Source organism: Gordonia otitidis NBRC 100426 (genome assembly GCF_000248075.1).
Classification (GTDB): domain Bacteria; phylum Actinomycetota; class Actinomycetes; order Mycobacteriales; family Mycobacteriaceae; genus Gordonia; species Gordonia otitidis.
In genome coordinates this window covers 15,605-33,810 of record NZ_BAFB01000029.1, presented here as the reverse complement: position 1 = coordinate 33,810, position 18,206 = coordinate 15,605, and the positions used below count along the sequence as shown (strand labels likewise).

Annotated in this window: 13 protein-coding genes; 5 read left to right on the top strand and 8 right to left on the bottom strand. The window is 67.7% G+C overall.

The genetic code is table 11. From position 1 onward, the window contains the following. Positions 1-630: 630 nt before the first annotated feature. The 6 genes from GOOTI_RS03185 to GOOTI_RS03160 form a co-directional block, all read right to left on the bottom strand. On the bottom strand, positions 631-3,051 hold the full coding sequence (locus GOOTI_RS03185; protein ID WP_039993243.1) for a phosphoketolase family protein: 2,421 nt from the start codon (positions 3,049-3,051) through the stop codon (positions 631-633). Positions 3,052-3,212: 161 nt separating this feature from the next. Then, on the bottom strand, positions 3,213-3,875 hold the full coding sequence (locus GOOTI_RS03180; RefSeq protein ID WP_007237113.1) for a response regulator: 663 nt from the start codon (positions 3,873-3,875) through the stop codon (positions 3,213-3,215). Then, positions 3,872-5,533: an ATP-binding protein gene (locus GOOTI_RS03175; RefSeq protein WP_007237112.1), complete on the bottom strand. Its 1,662-nt coding sequence runs from the start codon at positions 5,531-5,533 to the stop codon at positions 3,872-3,874. The genes GOOTI_RS03180 and GOOTI_RS03175 overlap by 4 nt, the downstream gene beginning before the upstream one ends. Positions 5,534-5,573: 40 nt before the next feature. Beyond that, a complete protein-coding gene (locus GOOTI_RS03170; protein WP_007237111.1) occupies positions 5,574-7,130 on the bottom strand; it encodes a CitMHS family transporter in 1,557 nt (518 codons plus the stop codon). Between the two features lie 143 nt (positions 7,131-7,273). Then, positions 7,274-8,536, bottom strand: a complete 1,263-nt coding sequence (gene dinB / locus GOOTI_RS03165; protein WP_007237110.1) for a DNA polymerase IV — start codon at positions 8,534-8,536, stop codon at positions 7,274-7,276. Positions 8,537-8,586: 50 nt separating this feature from the next. Then, positions 8,587-9,393: an IclR family transcriptional regulator gene (locus tag GOOTI_RS03160; protein WP_007237109.1), complete on the bottom strand. Its 807-nt coding sequence runs from the start codon at positions 9,391-9,393 to the stop codon at positions 8,587-8,589. A gap of 158 nt (positions 9,394-9,551) precedes the next feature. Here GOOTI_RS03160 and dhaK point away from each other — a divergent pair, with 158 nt between their 5' ends. From dhaK to GOOTI_RS03140, 4 genes are read left to right on the top strand one after another with little or no spacing between them, the layout of a single operon-like run. Further along, on the top strand, positions 9,552-10,541 hold the full coding sequence (dhaK, locus tag GOOTI_RS03155) for a dihydroxyacetone kinase subunit DhaK (protein ID WP_007237108.1): 990 nt from the start codon (positions 9,552-9,554) through the stop codon (positions 10,539-10,541). Positions 10,542-10,589: 48 nt separating this feature from the next. Next, positions 10,590-11,228, top strand: a complete 639-nt coding sequence (gene dhaL, locus GOOTI_RS03150) for a dihydroxyacetone kinase subunit DhaL (RefSeq protein WP_007237107.1) — start codon at positions 10,590-10,592, stop codon at positions 11,226-11,228. Further along, positions 11,225-13,762 carry a phosphoenolpyruvate--protein phosphotransferase gene (ptsP, locus tag GOOTI_RS03145; protein WP_007237106.1) on the top strand — a complete coding sequence of 846 codons (2,538 nt, stop codon included), beginning with the start codon at positions 11,225-11,227 and terminating at the stop codon, positions 13,760-13,762. Before dhaL ends, ptsP begins: the two co-directional genes overlap by 4 nt. Further along, positions 13,762-14,742, top strand: coding sequence for an aldo/keto reductase (locus tag GOOTI_RS03140; protein WP_007237105.1), 981 nt, complete (start codon positions 13,762-13,764; stop codon positions 14,740-14,742). The genes ptsP and GOOTI_RS03140 overlap by 1 nt, the downstream gene beginning before the upstream one ends. Before the next feature lie 673 nt (positions 14,743-15,415). Here GOOTI_RS03140 and GOOTI_RS03135 read toward each other — a convergent pair. Together GOOTI_RS03135 and GOOTI_RS03130 are read right to left on the bottom strand one after the other, a co-directional pair. Continuing rightward, a complete protein-coding gene (locus tag GOOTI_RS03135) occupies positions 15,416-16,033 on the bottom strand; it encodes a class I SAM-dependent methyltransferase (protein WP_007237104.1) in 618 nt (205 codons plus the stop codon). Positions 16,034-16,136: 103 nt separating this feature from the next. Then, complete coding sequence (locus GOOTI_RS03130) at positions 16,137-17,327, bottom strand: MalY/PatB family protein (protein ID WP_007237103.1); 1,191 nt, start codon at positions 17,325-17,327, stop codon at positions 16,137-16,139. Positions 17,328-17,418: 91 nt separating this feature from the next. Here GOOTI_RS03130 and GOOTI_RS03125 point away from each other — a divergent pair, with 91 nt between their 5' ends. Beyond that, the gene (locus tag GOOTI_RS03125; protein WP_007237102.1) at positions 17,419-18,201 is read left to right on the top strand and encodes an LLM class F420-dependent oxidoreductase; all 783 of its coding nucleotides are present in this window, start codon (positions 17,419-17,421) and stop codon (positions 18,199-18,201) included. Positions 18,202-18,206: the final 5 nt, after the last annotated feature.

The window sequence follows — 18,206 nt, the reverse complement described above, 5'->3', positions numbered from 1 at the left end:
TCGGAAGTTCCCCGCGGAAAAGGCCCTTCCCTGGTTTCTGCAGCCGGTTCCGGGCCCGCGCACCCCGCGCACTCCTTCCCGTACTTTCTGCACCCGGTTCCTGGCCCGCCGCGCATCCCGCGCACTCCTTTCCCCCAGAAACTTCCCGCCGAGCACACCCTTCCCCCACTTCCTGACGCCTCCCCTAGAAACAACCCACGGAAACGACAGAAACCCGCGGAAGAAACCCTTCCCCTACTTTCCGCACCCGGTCCCGAGCCCGCCGCGGGCCCCGCGCACGCCTTCCCCTAGAAACTTCCCACCGAGCACACCCTTCCCCCACTTCCTGACGCCTCCCCTAGAAACAACCCACGGAAACGACAGAAACCCGCGGAAGAAACCCTTCCCCTACTTTCTGCACCCGGTCCCAGACCCTCCGCGGACCCCGCGCACCCCTTCCCCTGCTTTCTGCACCGGCCCGCAGACCCCGCGCGCACTTTCCCCCAGAAACTTCCCGCCGAGCACACCCTTCCCCCACTTCCTGCACCCCGACCCGCGCCCCGAAGCCCGGACCCGCCCGAGGCGACGCCGCCCCGCCGACGAAGGCGGGGACCGGCGTCGTAGCCGATCCCCGCCTCGCGTCAGGAGATGTCAGTCCCGGGAGCCGCTGGGCTCCGACCACTTCCAGTCGCGCACTTCGGGCAGGTCCTCGAAGTGTTCGCGGACGTAGTCGTGGTGGCGTGCGAGCTGGTTGTTGCAGAACTCGACCAGCTCCTCGGCCTTCTCCGGCGCACGGCGGGCACGACGCAGCGCCTCGATCACCAGGTGGTAGCGGCTCATCTTGTTGAGCACGACCATGTCGAACGGCGTCGTGGTGGTGCCCTGCTCGGAGAAGCCGCGCACGTGGAAACGACCCGGATGGGTCCGACCGTGCACCAGCTGGTGGATCGCACGCGGGTAGCCGTGGAATCCGAAGACCACGTCGACGTCGCGGGTGAACAGGTCGACGAACTTGTCCTCCGGCAGACCGTGGGGGTGGTCGTTCTGCGGGAGCAGCACCATCAGATCAATGACGTTCACGACACGTACCCGCAGGTAGGGAACCCACTCACGCAGCAGCTGCGCTGCGGCGAGAATTTCCTGGGTCGGCACGTCGCCCGCGCAGGCGAGCACGATGTCCGGTAGCTCGCCCGGCACGTTCTCCGTGCCTGCCCACTCCCAGATCGACGCTCCGGCAGCCGCCTGCTTGTTGGCCTCCTCCAGCGAGAGGTACTGCAGGTGGGGCTGTTTGTCGACGACGATCAGGTTGACGTGATCACGGCTACGGAAGCAGTGATCCGAGATCGACAGCAGGGTGTTGGAGTCCGGTGGCAGCCAGACACGGACGATCTCGGGTGACAGCGGGAGTACGAGGTCGATGAGTCCCGGGCCCTGGTGGGAGAAACCGTTGTGGTCGTTACGCCAGCAGGTCGAGGTCAGCAGGATGTTCAACGACGCCACCGGTTCGCGCCACGGCAGCGTGGTCGCGTGCTGCAGCCACTTGGTGTGCTGGACGACCATCGACGCGCTGACCATGGCGAAGGCCTCGTACGTGGCGAACAGCCCGTGTCGGCCGGTGAGCGTGTATCCCTCCAGCCAGCCCTGGCACAGGTGCTCGCTGAGCACCTCCATTACACGTCCGAACGGCGACAGATTGTCGTCGAAATCCTTGAGCGGCAGCTGCCACGCTCTATCGGTGACCTCGAAGACGGCCTGCAGCCGGTTACTCGCCGTCTCGTCGGGGCAGAACAACCGGAAGGTGCCGCCGCCGTCGTCGTCGGAGTTCTGCGTGTAGATGTCGCGCATGAACTCGCCGAGTACGCGCGTGGTCTCGAACAGGACGTCGCCGGGTTCGGTGATGTCGAGCGCGTACTGCTCGATCGGGGGCAGTCGCAGCGGAGACAGCAGCCTGCCGCCGTTCGCGTACGGACTCGACCCCATTCTCAGATCACCGGGGGGCGCCAGTGATGCGATCGACTCGACGATGTCACCGTCCTCGTCGAAGATCTCCTCCGGCTTGTACGACTTGAGCCACCTCTCGAGGATCGCGAGGTGCTCGGGGTTCTCCCGGACCCCCGACAACGGCACCTGGTGAGCCCAATGTGTTCCCTCGATCTTCTTGCCGTCGACCTCCTTCGGACCCGTCCAGCCCTTCGGGGTCCGCATCACGATCGCGGGCCAGTGCGTATCCGGGAGCGGCGAATCAGCGCCGGAACCCCGCGCCTCCGACTGGATTTCGACGATGCGCCTGCGCGCTTCGACGATCGCGGCGCGCAGATCAGTGAAGACCTGTGCGGGATCGTCGCCCTCGACGAAGGTCGGTACCCACCCCTGCCCGCGCAGGTAGTCGGTGACCTCGCCGTCGGTGCTGCGTCCGAGCACCGTCGGGCCGGCGATCTTGGCCTCGTTGAGGTGCAGGATCGGCAGCACCGCGCCGTCGCGAGCGGCGTTGAGGAACGCCGGGATCTTCCACGACCCCGACAGCGGCCCGGTCTCTGCTTCACCGTCGCCGATGACACATGCGACCGTGAGGTCGGGATGGTCGTAGGCGGCGCCTGCGGCGTGGACCAATGCGTAGCCGAGTTCGCCGCCCTCGTGGATGCTTCCCGGGGTCTGCACGCTCACGTGGCTGGGGATACCGCCGGGAGTGGAGAACTGCCTGCACAGTGCGCGAACACCCTCGGCATCACGGGAGATGCGTGGGTAGATCTCGGTGTAGGTCCCCTCCAGATAGGTGTTCGCGACGAGCGCCGGTCCACCGTGGCCTGGACCCGTGATGTAGAGCCACGGTGTCTCCGACTCCTTGATGATGCGATTGAGCACCGTGTAGATCGCCGAGAGTCCCGGGCTGGTTCCCCAGTGCCCGAGTAGACGGGGCTTGATGTGATCGCGTGTGAGCGGCTCGCGGAGCAGGACGTTCTCCTGCAGATAGATCTGGGCAACGGTGAGATAGTTCGCCGCCGCCCACCATCGCAGGTCGGCGTCGAGATCCGCCTGCTGGTATGCGCGCTGCTGGGTGGAGACCTCGGTCATGCGGGTTCCCTTCGAACTCGTCGACTCCTGATGGTGCTCTGTCCACTCCCCCTTCTTCATTTCTACGCGGCAACCATGCCGCGCGGGCGCATCTTCACCGTTTATTCGCCCAGAGTGTTACCCAGCGGCGGTGCGAGCGCCGTGCTCTTCGTTCGGCGAACTCACTCAGGGAGCCGATAGACCTGTCGTGGACGGCCGGTGGTTCCGTAGTGCAGTGACATCGACAGCCTGCCGCTGTCGACGAGCGAGGCCAGGTGGCGTCGCGCCGTCGCGGGTGATACTCCCACCCTGGTCGACACGTCATCGGCGAACATCGTCGCTCCCGCCGTGAACTGGTCGAGAATCTTCTGCTCCGTGTGCGAGCCGCCGTCGCCACCACGTCCGGCCGAACGCCCGCCGGTGCGCATGGCCGCGAGCGCGGCGTCGACGGCAACCTGATCCACGTGTTCGGCGGCGAGGGTGCGGCGGTAATGCGCGTAGCCGGCGAGGCGTCGCGCGAGCTCGGTGTCGTCGAAGGGTTTGATGAGATAGGAAAGCGCACCGGCACGCAGTGCGCGCCGCACGGCGTCGGCGTCGGTCTCTGCGCCGGCGATGAAGCAGTCCGTCTCCAGGTCGCCGAGGAGATCGATGCCGGAGCCGTCGGGCAGGTGCACGTCCAGGAGCACCAGATCGGTGTCGGGGTGTCGCTCGAGGGCGTGACGGGCCTGCGCCACGGAACCTGCCGTCGCGGTGACGCGAAACCCATTCAGCGCGGTGACGATCGCAGCGTGAAGTCCGGCGACGCGAAAGTCGTCGTCAACGATCAGAACACCGAGATCGCTCATCGGCTCGCCTCGGATCCCTCGAACACACCCGGCATCCGTGCGACGATGACCGCACCGCCCCAACGGTTCTCGGTATCGGTCCGACGATCACCACCCGGGTCGACCACGATGATGTCGCCCCCCGAACGCCGCGCAAGTTGTCGTGACAGCGCCAACCCCATCCCACGCCCACCTGGTACGGACGGGGCGTCCTTGGTGGTCACGCCGTCTGCGAAGATCACCGACGGCTCGTCGAAACGGATACCGGGCCCCGAATCCGCCACCGTGACCAGCAATTCGTCCCCCTCGGTGATCAGATCCACCTCGACGCGCGGCCGGGTACCTGCCTCGCCCGGACGTCGGGACTCCGACGACGCCGCGTCGATCGCGTTGTCGACGAGATTACCGACCACCGTCGTGACGGTGATCGGATCGGTCAGCGATCCCCGTACCCAGGTCTGATCACCGAGGCTGAGCACGACGCCGCGCTCCCTGGCGTGCGAGGCCTTGGCGTCCAGGAACGCCGCGAGATGGGGCTCCTGAACGTTCTCGAGTCCATCGAGCCCCACATGACCTGCGCCACCGGTCAATTCGGCGAGATAGGTACGCGCTTCGTCGACGTGTCCGCGCCCCAGGAGGCCGGCGAGCACGTGGAGTCGATTGGCGGTTTCATGGCGCTGTGCCCGTAGTGCCGTGCTCATCGCACCGATCGAGTCGATCTCGCGCGTCAACTCCTCGACGTCGGTGCGGTCGATGATCGACGCGACGACACCGAGGTCTCGCCCGTCGACGTCGACACGGTGCGAGGACACCAGCACGATACGGTCGCCGACGGTTGCTGCCACCGGTTCGTGTGTCGGTGTCTGCAGCACCGCGCGGATACGATCGCTGAGACCGAGCGCTTCGACGTGGGTGCCGACATCGTCTGTGATCTCGAGCAGCTGACGCGCCTTGTCGTTGATCACGCGCACGATCCCTGCGGCGTCGACGGCCAGCACTCCGTCCGCCATCGCGTGCAACACAGCGCCCTGGTCTCGGACGAGCTCCGCGAGTTCGTCGGGCTCGAGTCCGAGGGTCAATCGTCGCCACCGTCGCGCCAGGAGAATCGAGCCCACCGCACCCACCGCGAGGGCGAAGAGGGCGATCACCACGGTGGTCCCGACCGAACGGCGCGTAGCCGCTGCGAGGTCCGTGGTCGACACCCCGACACTGACCAGACCGACCACGCGGCCGTCGTCGACGACAGGAACCTTCGCGCGCACCGACTCGCCGAGCGTCCCCCTGTCAGTGGTGATGTCAGGTTGGCCCGACAGCGCTGTCCTCGGATCGGTCGAGACGTGTTTGCCGACCTCGGCTGGGTCGGGGTGCGACAAGCGAATACCGTCACCGTTGGCGACGACGACGAACAGTGCACCCGTGCGCTCCCGCACCGCAGCGGCCTGCCGTTGAATGGGGCCGTTCACCAGAGCGGACACGTCAGGGGTGCTGCCGTCGCTCGCCGCGACCTCGCTGATCGTGTCACGGTCGGCGGCCACGGACTGCGCGATCGCCAGTGCGCGCTGCGCATACTCGTCGCGACTCCTGTCGTCGGCACCCGCGATGACAACGCCGAAGCCGACGCCAAGGCTCACTGCGATCACCGAGAGTTGTAGCAGGAGAACCTGCGTCCGGAGTCGCATCTCTAGAGCCTAGGCGTCGGCGGCGAGATCGTGGTCGGCCTCAGAACGGGATGGCCCCGATCACGACGCCCACACCGAGCATCGTCATGGAGACCAACGCTGCCCGCCACAGAACCTTTTTGTGGTGGTCGGCGAGCGAGACCCCTGCCAGCGCGACCAGCAACAGGATCGCGGGCACCAGTGGGCTCTGCATGTGCACGGTCTGCCCCATGATAGATGCGCGCGCCATCTCGGTGGGATCGATACCGTACCGCGACGCGGTTTCCGAAAGGACCGGCAGCACACCGTAGTAGAACGCATCATTGCTCATGAGAAATGTCAGCGGCATCGACAGTATCCCGACGACGATCGCCATGTGCGGGCCCATTGAGCTGGGAATCCCGTCGGCCATCCAGTGGGCGATGGCGTCGACCATCCCGGTTCCGCTGAAAACCCCGGTCAGCACCGCGGCAGCAAGCACCATCGCCACCACGGACACGATGCTCGAACTGTGTCGGGTGATGGCCTCCTGCTGATCCCTGAGATGTGGGAAATTGATGGCCAACGCGAGCGCCGCAAAGATCATGAACAGGACCGGAATAGCGACTACGTCTGCTCCGAGGATCGCAAGCAGTGCGACGGTGAGTGCGGCGTTGACCCAGACGAGCTTGGGGCGCAGAGTCTTTCGGTTCGGGTCGAGGACGCCGGTGAAGGCAGACCCGCCCGAGTCGTTGCCCGCGTCCGACGCGGGAACGTCATCGTCGGACTTGGTCGTGGCAGTGCTTTCCGAGGCGACAGGCAGGTCCCGCGTGCTGGTCCCCGCGGATTCGGTAGAGTCCGATTGCGTCGAAGTCGACTCGGCGGCATCGGCATCGGGCCCGAGACCGGTCGAGCCGGAGCGACGCTCCCATCGATGGCCGGATACGGGACCCCGGCCCGAGCCGCCGACACCTGCGGTCACGACCTCCTCGCGTGGCATAATGATCGATTCGTTGATCTGCAGGCGCCCGATCCGGCGCCGCTCGAGTACCCCGAGGTGATAGGCGAAGCCGAGAACGACGAGGAGCGCGGCACCGAGTGCGGGCAGCATCGGCAAGAAGATGTCGTTGGTGTCGATCTTCAGCGCACTCGCGGCCCTGGCCGTCGGGCCGCCCCACGGGAGGATGTTCATGGTGCCGTTGGCGAGGCCGGCGACCACGGTGAGCACGACCGGACTCACACCGAGTTTCAGGTAGAGCGGCAGGAGCGCGGCGGTGGTGATGATGAATGTCGTCGAACCGTCGCCGTCGAGTGAGACGATCATCGCGAGCACCGCCGTACCGACGACCAGTCGTGCGGGGTCATGCCCCACCATGCGGACCACGAACCGCACGATCGGATCGAAGAGGCCGACGTCGATCATGATGCCGAAGAAGATGATCGCGAAGAACAGCATCGCCGCGGTGGGCGCGAGTTCTTTGATCCCGTCGGTGATCATGTCGCTGATCCCGAGCCCGGCGCCGGCGAACAACCCGAACGCGACCGGGACGAGGATCAGGGCCACCACCGGTGTCGCGCGTTTGGTGATGATGAGGAACATGAACGTGGCGACCATCGCCAACCCGAGTGCTACCAACATTGCCGTGCTCTTTCTCGTGTCCTACACGAGCGGTGTGTCGCCCGTTACGAACTGAGTCTCGACGTATCTCAGATCACAGTGAAGTTTGTGCGCGTAACACTCGTTTTGCGCATTTCGCGCGCGACGTCTGCCGCTCACCGCACTCAATCCGGAAGCATCGGCGCATCGTCGCCGTGATGGCGCCCGAGGAGCACGCCACGGGTGACGGCGTCGCGGCCGAACCGCGTGCGCAGGTCGTCCATCGCGGTGTCGAGGTGGGCGCCACGGCTGCTGAGCGGACTCGACACGTCGACCGCGCGCACAGAACGGTCGGCGGGGTCGGGCTGGTCGAACGGCAAGGCGAGCTGGACAGAGTCGCGATCGTCGAGCCCCGACAGGGAGAGTCCGATCAGCGTGCAGCCGCGGTCGCGGATCAGTGGCAGTGCGTCGGCGAGCAGCCCGCGCGCCGACGACATGATGACGTCGGTGCGGTCGGTGGCATCGGAAAGGGTGCGTGACCGGGTCGCACGCGCGAAGTCGTCGAAGCGGAGTCGGAGAACCACTGTGCGGCAGACTCTTTCAGCGTTTCGAAGCCGACGGCCGAGCCGTTCGACGATCGCGACGACAGTCGCCTCGAGATCGGCCTCGCTCTTCGGTCGACGACCGAGCGCGCGCTGGGATCCGATCGAGGAGCGTCGGTGGCCGGTCTCGACACGACGCGGGTCGGTCGCCATCGACAGCGCGAACAGATGTCGGGCCGCGCCTGCTCCGACGATGTGCGTGAGGGATCGCTCGCCGAGCCGCGCGATGCCGCCGACCGTGGTGACCCCGGCGTCGTACAGCTTTGCCTCCGTGACCGGCCCGACTCCCCATAGTCGACGCACGGGCAGCGGGTGCAGAAACTCTAGTTCGGTTCCCGGCGGCACCTCGAGCAGACCGTCGGGCTTGCCGACGGCGCTGGCGACCTTCGCAAGGAACTTGGTGCGGGCCAGGCCGACGGTGATCGGCAGGCCGACGTCGTCGCGGACGCGCCTGCGCAGCCGTACGGCGATCTCGACGGGCGTGCCCGACACCCGACGAAGCCCTGCGACGTCGAGGAATGCCTCGTCGACCGAGATCCCCTCGACGAGAGGCGTGGTGTCGTGGAAGATCTCGAACACCGCGCGGCTGGCCTCGACGTAGGCGTCGAAGCGGGGCACCACAACGACCGCTCGCGGACACAGCGCCCGCGCCTCGTGTCCCGGCATCGGCGACCGGACGCCGAATGCCTTGGCCTCGTAGCTGGCAGCCAGCACCACGCCGCCGCCGACCAGCACGGGTTTCCCGCGCAACGACGGGTCGTCACGCTGCTCGACGGAGGCGTAGAACGAGTCGAGATCTGCGTGCAGGATCGACGCCTCCGCGCGTTCCCGACGATCGATCCTCATAGAACATATGTTCGCACACGGGTGTGACACCCGGGCTCTGTCGGTCGTGCTCAGCCCGTGCGCGACCGTCGACGCCACGCGTCCTTGTCGGTGGCGCGGTCGTCCTGCACGGCCGGAGGCCAACTGCTCGCACCCAGTTCGCGCGAGGTGTTGCGGGCGACGTCGCGCAGCATCGACGACACCGACGGATCAAGCGGCCACTGCTCGGCCGTCGCCACCACTCCTACGGCGCCGATGGGCCCACCCATCCGATCGGTCAGCACCGCCGCGAGTTCACACTCGCCGAGCACGGCCTCCTCGACGGATTCGGCGAGGCCGGTGGCGCGCACGTCGGCGAGGCCTGCACGCACCGCGTGCGGGTCGGTGACCGTTGTTCCGGTCATGTCACGAAGGTCGGCACCGAGGATGTCGTCGGTGATCTTCGCGTCGAACGCCATGATCGCCTTGCCGAGCGCTGACGCGTGCGCGGGGATGACGATTCCCACCTCCGGCATCTGGCGCGAACCGTCGAGCCGTGGTTGGTGGTGCACCACCACGACGTCGTCGATGAGCATGACCGCGGTACGGACGGCGAGTCCGCTACGCCGCGCGAGGTCCTCGGCCCACGGGGCGATCCGCGCCCGCAGTTCGAGGCTGTCGAGATAGACGTTGCCGAAGGTGAGCACCGCGGGTCCGAGACGGTAGCGACCGGAGTCACGCTCCTGCACGACCATCCGGTGCGCGAGGAGGGTGCGCACGATGCCGTGCACCGTCGACGGGGGTAGCTCGAGTCGGTCGGCGATCTGGCCGAGACTCATCCTGTGGTCGCCCGCGAGCACCGTGAGCACACGAAGCGCGCGGTCTACCGACTGGATCATCCGGACATTCTCCCAACAAAGCGGTCGTGGGCATTCCGGAATGAACGCCTCGCCGGGTATTGATCGTCACACATAAGATGCCGTAGTGTCCTAGATCATTCGATAATGTCGAATGAATGACGTGAGGCGCCCACGACGTCGCCATGAGGAGTCTTTCCATGAAGAAGTTCATCAACGATCCGGCGGACGTACTGGCCGACGCACTGCGTGGCGTCGCGGCCGCCCACCCCCGACTGCGCGTCGACCACGACGCTCGCGTGATCTTCCGCGCCGACGAACCGCGACAGGGCAAGGTCGGGCTCGTGTCCGGGGGCGGCAGCGGTCACGAACCGCTGCACGGCGGTTTCGTCGGTACGGGCATGCTCGACGCGGCCGCCTGCGGCGAGGTCTTCACATCACCGGTGCCCGACCAGATCCTGGCCGCCACGAGCGGAGTCGACGGTGGCGCCGGCGTGCTCCACATCGTCAAGAACTACAGCGGCGACGTGATGAACTTCGAGATGGCAGCGGAACTCGCCGACGTCGAGGTCGTCTCGGTAATCGTCGACGACGACGTCGCCGTGCAGGACAGCAGCTACACCGTGGGTCGACGGGGAGTCGCGGGAACGGTCTTCGTCGAGAAGATCGCAGGCGCGGTGGCCGAGCGCGGAGCCGGCCTCTCCGAGGTCGCCCGACTCGCACGCAAAACCGATGACAACGCGCGCACGATGGGGCTGGCCCTGACGTCGTGCACGGTGCCCGCCGTCGGACATCCGACCTTCGATCTGCCGGAAGACCAGATCGAACTCGGCGTCGGTATCCACGGCGAACCGGGCCGCAAGCGCGTGCAGCTGCCGTCGGCCAACGAGATGGCACACATGCTCATCGATCCCGTCCTCGGAGATCTCGACTTCCCGGTCGGCGAGCAGGGGGTCGTGCTGCTGGTCAACGGACTCGGTGGCACGCCACTCATCGAGCTCTACCTGATGTGCGCCGAGTTCACGCGACTACTCGACGCCGCGGGCATCACCCCCACGCGCACACTCGTCGGCAACTATGTGACCAGCCTCGACATGGCCGGGTGTTCGGTCTCGTTACTGCGCCTCGACGACGAGCTCCTCGACCTGTGGGACGCTCCCGTCGACACTCCGGCTCTGCACTGGGCCTGACGCCGGCCGCGGCGCCTATTCTGACCACGCCACCCCGAAGGGCACACCATGATCACCACCGACACCATCGCCACCTGGCTCCGCCTGTTCACCAGCGACGTCGTGGCCAACGTCGACGAACTGACCCAACTCGACGCCGCGATCGGCGACGCCGACCACGGGTCGAACATGGAACGTGGCATGACCGCTGTCGTCGACGGACTCGCCGACGGCCCGGCCCAGCCTGGTCCGCTTCTCAAGAAGGCCGGCATGACGCTCGTCAGCAAGGTAGGCGGAGCGAGCGGCCCGCTCTACGGCACCCTGATGCTGCGCATGGCGGGCACCATCGGCGACACCACCGAGATCGACGCCCCGATGCTTGCCGCCGCACTACGCGCGGGACTGGCGGGCGTCGTCGAACGCGGGCACGCACAATCGGGCGACAAGACCATGTTCGACGCACTGAATCCGGCATGCGACGCGCTCGACGCCGCACTCGCCGACGGTGCAGATCTCGCGAAGGCACTGCGCGCCGCGGCCGACGCCGCCGCGGCCGGACGGGACTCGACCGTCGACATGGTGGCGCGCAAGGGCCGAGCGTCGTATCTCGGTGAGCGCAGCGTCGGACATCAGGATCCCGGCGCGACCAGTACGGCGATGCTCATCGACGCACTCGCGCGCGCAGTCAACGAGGTTCAGCAACCATGACCGGGCTGGTCGTCGTCTCGCACAGCAGGGCGCTGGGCGACGCCGCGGTGGCCCTCGCCGCGGAGATGATCACTGGTTCTGACATGACGATCGAGGTCGCCGCCGGTCTCGACGCCGACACTTTCGGTACCGACGCCACCGCGATCGTCTCAGCCATCGAGGCGGCGGACGACGGCCAGGGCGTCGTCGTCCTGATGGATCTCGGCAGTGCCGTGCTCTCGGCGGAACTGGCGCTGGAGCTGATCGATCCGGCGCTTCGCGCACGAACCGTTCTGTCCGCAGCACCGCTCGTGGAGGGACTCATGTCGGCGGCTGTGACCGCGGCGTCGGGGGCGTCACCGGCGGATGTGGCCGCCGAGGCAGCGGCGTCGCTGACCCCCAAGCGTTCGGCACTGGGCGAGGGGGAAGACGCGCCGGCGGCGACCGGCGAGACGCCGGTGCCCGACGATGCTTCGGTCGACACAGGCGATGCCGGCGCTGTTTCGGCGGTCGTCGAGATCGAGAATCCGCACGGCCTGCACGCCCGACCTGCGGCCCGGTTGGTCACGGAGGCAAGGCGATTCGATGCCGACATCACCCTGATCAACCTCGACAACGGCGCAGGTCCCGCGTCTGCGGTGAGCATCTCCGCCGTGGCGAGCCTCGGTGTACGGTGCGGGCAACGCCTCGAGATCCTTGCGAGCGGTCGCGAGGCGCGCAAGGCCGTCGACCATCTCGCCTCGTTGGCCCGCGACCGGTTCGGCGAGGAGGTCGACGCTGACACGGTCCCGGCAGTTCCGGCAGATCGACAGGCGTCCGGCGCTTTTGCCGACATCCCCGGTGAGGCTGCACCCGCAGGTCGAGCTCGTCGAGATCACACGGCCCTACCGGCATCGCCCGGCATCGCGATCGGACCCGCATTCACTCCGACGGTCGTCGACGTTGAGGCACCCGACGAGCCGTTCGACTCCGCAGAAGCGCAGCTCGCACGCCTGCGCGACGCTCTCGCCGCGACCCACACCGACATCGAACGGATCCGTGACCACACCGCGCACCACAGCGCTTCCGATGCCGAGATCTTCGACTCCCACCTACTGCTGCTCGACGATCCCGACCTGCGTGCGCGTGCTCGCGCGACCATCGATTCCGGTGTCAGTGCGGCACGTGCGTGGGCGTCGGCCGTTGCGGAGGTTGAGGCGGAGTGGAGCGCCCTCGACGACCCCTATCTGCGTGAACGTGCCGCTGACGTGCACGCGGTCGGTCAACAGGTGCTGCGTCGGCTCACCGGAACTGCGGACTCGACGATCGACGGCACCGGCATCCTCGTCGCCGATGACCTGCTTCCCGCGCAGGCCGCGGTCCTCGATCCTGACAAGGTCGCGGGCATCGTGCTCGCGGGTGGCAGCCCGACCAGCCACGCCGCGATCCTCGCCCGCGCCCGTGGGATACCCGCGGTGGTCGCCGCCGGACCCGACGTCCTGGCGGTCGATCCCCAGGTCACCGTCGCTCTCGACGGCTCGACAGGCGAGATCGTCGTCGACCCCGACGAAGCGTCGCTGCAGACCCTGCATGCCGCCGCCGCCCGCGCCGACGAACGTCGAGACAGTGCACGCGAGGCGGCGCACCAACCCGCAACGACCGGCGACGGCACGCGAATCCTGGTGGCGGCCAATCTCGGTTCCGCGGAGGACGCGCGTGCGGCGGCTGACGCCGGAGCCGACGGCTCGGGATTGATCCGTACCGAGTTCCTCTACCTCGACCGCACGCAACCGCCGACTGTCGACGAGCAGATCGACGTCTACCGTCGAATGGCCAATGCGCTTGGCGGCGAGCGCATCACACTGCGGACCCTCGACGTCGGCGGCGACAAACCGCTGCCCTTCGCGCGGCAACCCGTCGAGGAGAACCCCTTCCTCGGGCTGCGCGGACTACGGCTCGCGCTCGCGGAGAAGACACTGTTCGACGATCAGCTGCGCGCCATCATCACCGTCGCGCACGAGACTCCGGTCAGTGTCATGTTCCCGATGGTGACCACGGTCGACGAAGTGCTCACGGCGCGTGGGTGTCTCGATGCAGCCATCACTGCGGTCGGGCGCGGCATGCCTGCCGATCTGCAGGTCGGCATCATGATCGAAGTACCCGCGGCGGCACTCAAGGCGGCGGCATTCGCGCCGCACGTCGACTTCTTCAGCATCGGCACCAACGACCTGACGCAGTACACTCTGGCCGCCGAGCGCGGGAACACATCCGTTGCAGCGCTTGCCGATCCACTCGACCCCGGTGTGATCGCACTGATTGACGCGGTGTGTCGGGGAGCGGGCCCGGACCGTCTCGTCGCGGTCTGCGGTGAGCTCGCCGCGGACGAAACCGCAACGGAGTTGCTGATCGCGTTGGGCGTGCGGGAGCTGAGTGTCGCCCCGCGCGCGGTGCCGTTGGTCAAGGAGTCGGTGCGCGGCGTCGCACTCACGTCGAACCCGGGTCTCGTCGAGCGCAGCGTCGAAGCCGAGGACGCTGCCGCGGTGCGCGCGGGTTTGCGAAACTACCCTCACACCTGATGAACACTGCCCGCAACACCCTCAGCACAGGCGCCACCATCGGACTGGGACTGGCCGCCGTCGGCCGGCCCGCATACATCACCACGACGCGGGAGGACGATCTCGGTGACGAGCGGAGCATCGAGGAGATGCGCCTGCGGACGTTCGACGTGCTCGACGCCGCGTACGCCGACGGCGTGCGCTACCTGGACTGCGCGCGCTCGTACGGATTGAGCGAGCAGTTCCTCGCCGACTGGCTGCGCGACCACCCGGAGGTCGATGACGTGACGGTTGCGTCGAAATGGGGATACCGGTACGTCGGCGAGTGGGAGGTCGACGCCGAGGTGCACGAGGTCAAGGACCACAGCCTCGGCGCATTCACCGACCAGTGGACGGCCAGCCGCTCGATCATCGGCGATCCGCTCGCGATCTATCAGATCCACTCGCTGACCCCCGACAGCCCGGCATTGACGAACAATGCTTTGCACAGGGCGCTCGCTCGGTTGCGCGCCGACGGTTACACGGTCGGGTTCTCGACGTCGGGTCCTGCGCAGGCCGACGTCGTTCGCCAAGCGATGTCGATCGAGGTCGACGGCGAGCCGCTGTTCGGGGTGGTGCAGTCCACCTGGAATCCGTTGGAGACGTCGGTCGGTCCGGCGCTCGCCGAAGCCGCCGAGGTCGGACTCTCGGTGGTGATCAAAGAGGGCATGGCCAACGGCAGACTGGCGCCGGGCGTCGAGGATGAGAGCGAGGCCCGACGCGTCGTCGACCGTGTCGCCCACGAACTGGACGTGTCGTCTGATCAGGTCGCGCTGGCGGCGGCACTCGCACAGCCGTGGGCCGCGCATGTGCTGTCCGGCGCGGTGACCGTCGAACAGGTCGGCAGCAATGTCGCGGCGGGTGAGCTCGTGCTGACGGCCGCGACGGTGTCGGAGTTGCTCGCGCACCCCGAACCGCCCGCCGAGTACTGGGCAAAGCGCGCGCAGCGGAGCTGGAGCTAGAGGAGCCGCGGGCCTCTCGGTGTTGCATCCCGGGGTCTCGGCCGCTGCGGGGCCGCGGGGTGCGCTGCCGCGGGTGCGCGGCCGGTGCAGAAACTAGGGGAAGGGTGCACGGCGGGTGCAGAAAGTAGGGGAAGCGTACGCGGCCGCTGCAGAAAGTAGGGGAAGAGCACGCGCCAGCTGCAGAGACTGGGGGAAGGGACTCTTCCGCGGGTTTTCGACCCCTCCCCTGGTTTCTTCCAGCGGAAAGGTCAGTTTCCCGGGGAAGGACACTTTCCCCTACTTTCCGCACCCGCCAGCCCCCGCGCGACGGCCTTTCCACTACTTTTTGCACCGCCAACTCGTCTCGGCCGCACGGATGGCCGCGGTGGTGCTCACTCCGCGACAGACTGCACCTGCACGCCGGCCGCAGAAACTGGGGGAAGGGACTCTTCCGCGGGTTTTCGACCCCTCCCCTGGTTTCTTCTAGCGGAAGGGTCAGTTTCCCGGGGAAGGACACTTTCCCCTACTTTCTGCACCCGGCCGGCGCCCGCGCGGCGTCCTTTCCCCTGGTTTCTTCCAGCGGAAAGGTCAGTTTCCCGGGGAAGGACCCTTTCCCCTAGATTCCGCGCCGGCCGACGCCCGAGCGGCACACCCCTCCGCACCGCACCGGCACCCACCCCAACCCCCGACAGCCCTACGCCGAGCGGCGGGCCCGCAGCACGGTGTCGTCGACGTGGTGTCCGCCGCCCGCGGCGATGCCGCGCGGTCGGGTCTCGTGGGTGATGACGTCCCAGCCGTCGCCGAGAAGCTGCGCGAAGTCGTCGGGCTGCACGTAGTCGTCGGGGTCGAAGCCGTGCGCGCGGACCCCCTCCGGCGCGTGCATCACGACGAGCAGGGTGCCGCCCGGGCCGACCGCCTCGACGAGTTTCGTTGCCACACTGCGGTTCTCGACGTGTATCGGGAAGTAGTGGGCGGTGACGAGACCGAAGTCGCGGCCCGGCACGTCGTCGACCGTGAGATCGGCCTGCAGCCAAGTGATCTCGGGTCCCGGTGAGATCTCGCGGGCGCGGTCGACGGCCACCTGCGAGATATCGATGGCCGTCACCTGCCAGCCGCGCTCGGCGAGCCAGCGGGCGTCGGCACCCTCGCCGCTGCCGACGTCGAGCGCTGTGCCGGGCACGAGGTCGGCGGCCTCGGCGATCAGGGACGGATTTACGTTCGACGTCCACAGTCGGTCGGCGCTGCTGTACCTGGCATCCCATTCGGCTGCGGTGTGGGGGTTCTGGTCGTGGTGCCCATGTGTCGTACTCATGAGTCGAGCGTGACACGGGCCCAGCGCGACGTCGAGCGGCCTTGCGCACGAAGCAAAAACCCGCTGGGCTGCAACCCTCGCGCACCACTCGACCAGCGACGCGCTAACCCTCGACGACCCGCGCAATCCGGTCGACGGCCTCGGTCAGCACCTCCGGCGAACACGCGGCGTTGAGACGTGCGAAGCCGTTGCCCTCGGCACCGAACGCCGGTCCGCGGTGCAGCGCGACCCGGCCGTCGGCGAGGATCGGGCCCGCCGGGTCGTCGCCGAGACCGGTACGCCTGAAGTCCAGCCACGCCAGATACGACGCCGCGGGCCGCGCGTACCCGACCGTCGGCAGCCGCTGCGCGAGCAGACGTTCGAGCAGGTCGAAACTCTCCTCGACGACGTCGACGGTTGCGGCGAGCCACTCGTCCCCCTCGGCGTAGGCGGCCTCGGCCGCCGTCCGTCCCAGGATGCTCGTGCGGTAGGTGACCTCCTCGGGCTGACGGTCGACGGCAGCGCGCATCTGATTCGAACCAACTACTGTCAGAGCGCATTTCGCGCCCGCGAGGTTGAACGCCTTACTCGCGGAGTGGGCTGCGACGCCCACCTCGCGTGCGGTTTCCGACACCGACAGAAACGGCACGAACTCCACTCCGCGATGCACTAGGGGCGCGTGGATCTCGTCGCTGAGCACCACCGCGCCATGCTCGGCGGCGAGGTCGGCAAGGGCTTCGAGGTCGGCTCGGGGGTGGACGAGACCGACGGGGTTGTGCGGATGGCACAGCAGAATCGCACGCGCCCCGGCAGCGAATGCCGCGGCGATGCCGTCGAGGTCGAGGCGCCACACGTCGGCGGCGCTGGCCCGCCGGCCACCAAGCGCCTCGTCGTCGAGCACGCGTAGCGGAACCTGTACGACCGTGCCACCCGCCTCGGGCACGATGTCGAAGAAGGGCGGATAGATCGGCGGCGTGATGATCACGCCATCGCCCGGTTCGATCAGCACGCGCAGCGCCTCCACGAGCACCACCGAGACATCGGTCGTGGGGCGCACGTCGTCGGGTGCGACGGTCCATCCCCAGTGTCTCTGCGCGAAGTCGGCGAACGACCGGCCGAGGACCTCCGGTTCGGCGGCATACCCCAGGTCGGAGGCGGCGACCTGCGCGGTCAATGCGTCGACGACGATGGGCGCGAGTTGGTAGTCCATCTCGGCGATGAACAGCGGCAACACGTCGTCGGGGTAGGTGCGCCACTTGGCGCTGGTGCGTCGGCGCAGAACGTCGAGCGGCGGCGCGGTCAGTCGCTGGGTCACACCTACGTGTCTACCGCGTGCGGTGGCGTTCCTCGACCCGGTTCGCCCGGGATCGTCGACGCGGAGGGCGTCGAGGGGCAGACTGGGACGCATGGCATTTCCCATTCGCATCGGAGTCCAGATCCAGCCGCAGCACGCGCCCGACTACTCGCTGATCCGCGACGCGGTGTTGCGGGCCGAGGACCTCGGCGTCGACATCGTGTTCAACTGGGACCACTTCTATCCGCTCTACGGCGACCCCGACGGTGCTCATTTCGAGTGCTGGACGATGCTCGGCGCCTGGGCCGAGCAGACCGAGCGCGTGGAGATCGGCGCGCTCGTCACGTGCAACTCGTACCGCAATCCCGACCTTCTTGCCGACATGGCGCGCACCGTCGACCACATCTCGGGCGGCCGGCTCATCCTCGGGATCGGCGCGGGCTGGTTCGAGAAGGACTACGACGAGTACGGATACGACTTCGGCACCAAGGGCAGTCGTATCGGCGACCTCGGCGACGCCCTGCCCCGGATCACCTCGCGGTTCGAGAAGCTCAATCCGCGCCCGACGCGCCACATCCCGATGATGATCGGTGGCAGCGGCGAGAAGAAGACCCTCCCGCTCGTCGCGCAGTACGCGGATGTGTGGCACGGCTTCAACGACGTCGAGACCTACCGCCACAAGACGAAGGTGCTGGCGGGCTACTGCGAGGAACACGGCCGCGATCCCGAGACCATCGAGCGGTCGGCGGGCATTCCGTTCACCGGCGACGTCGAAGAGCTCGTACGCACTGCCGACGCGATCAGCGCCGAGGGCGTTTCGCTCATCACCGTCGGCACGACCGGCCCGGAGTACGACCTGACGGCCGTCGAGGCGCTGTGTCGTTGGCGCGGATGAGCTGA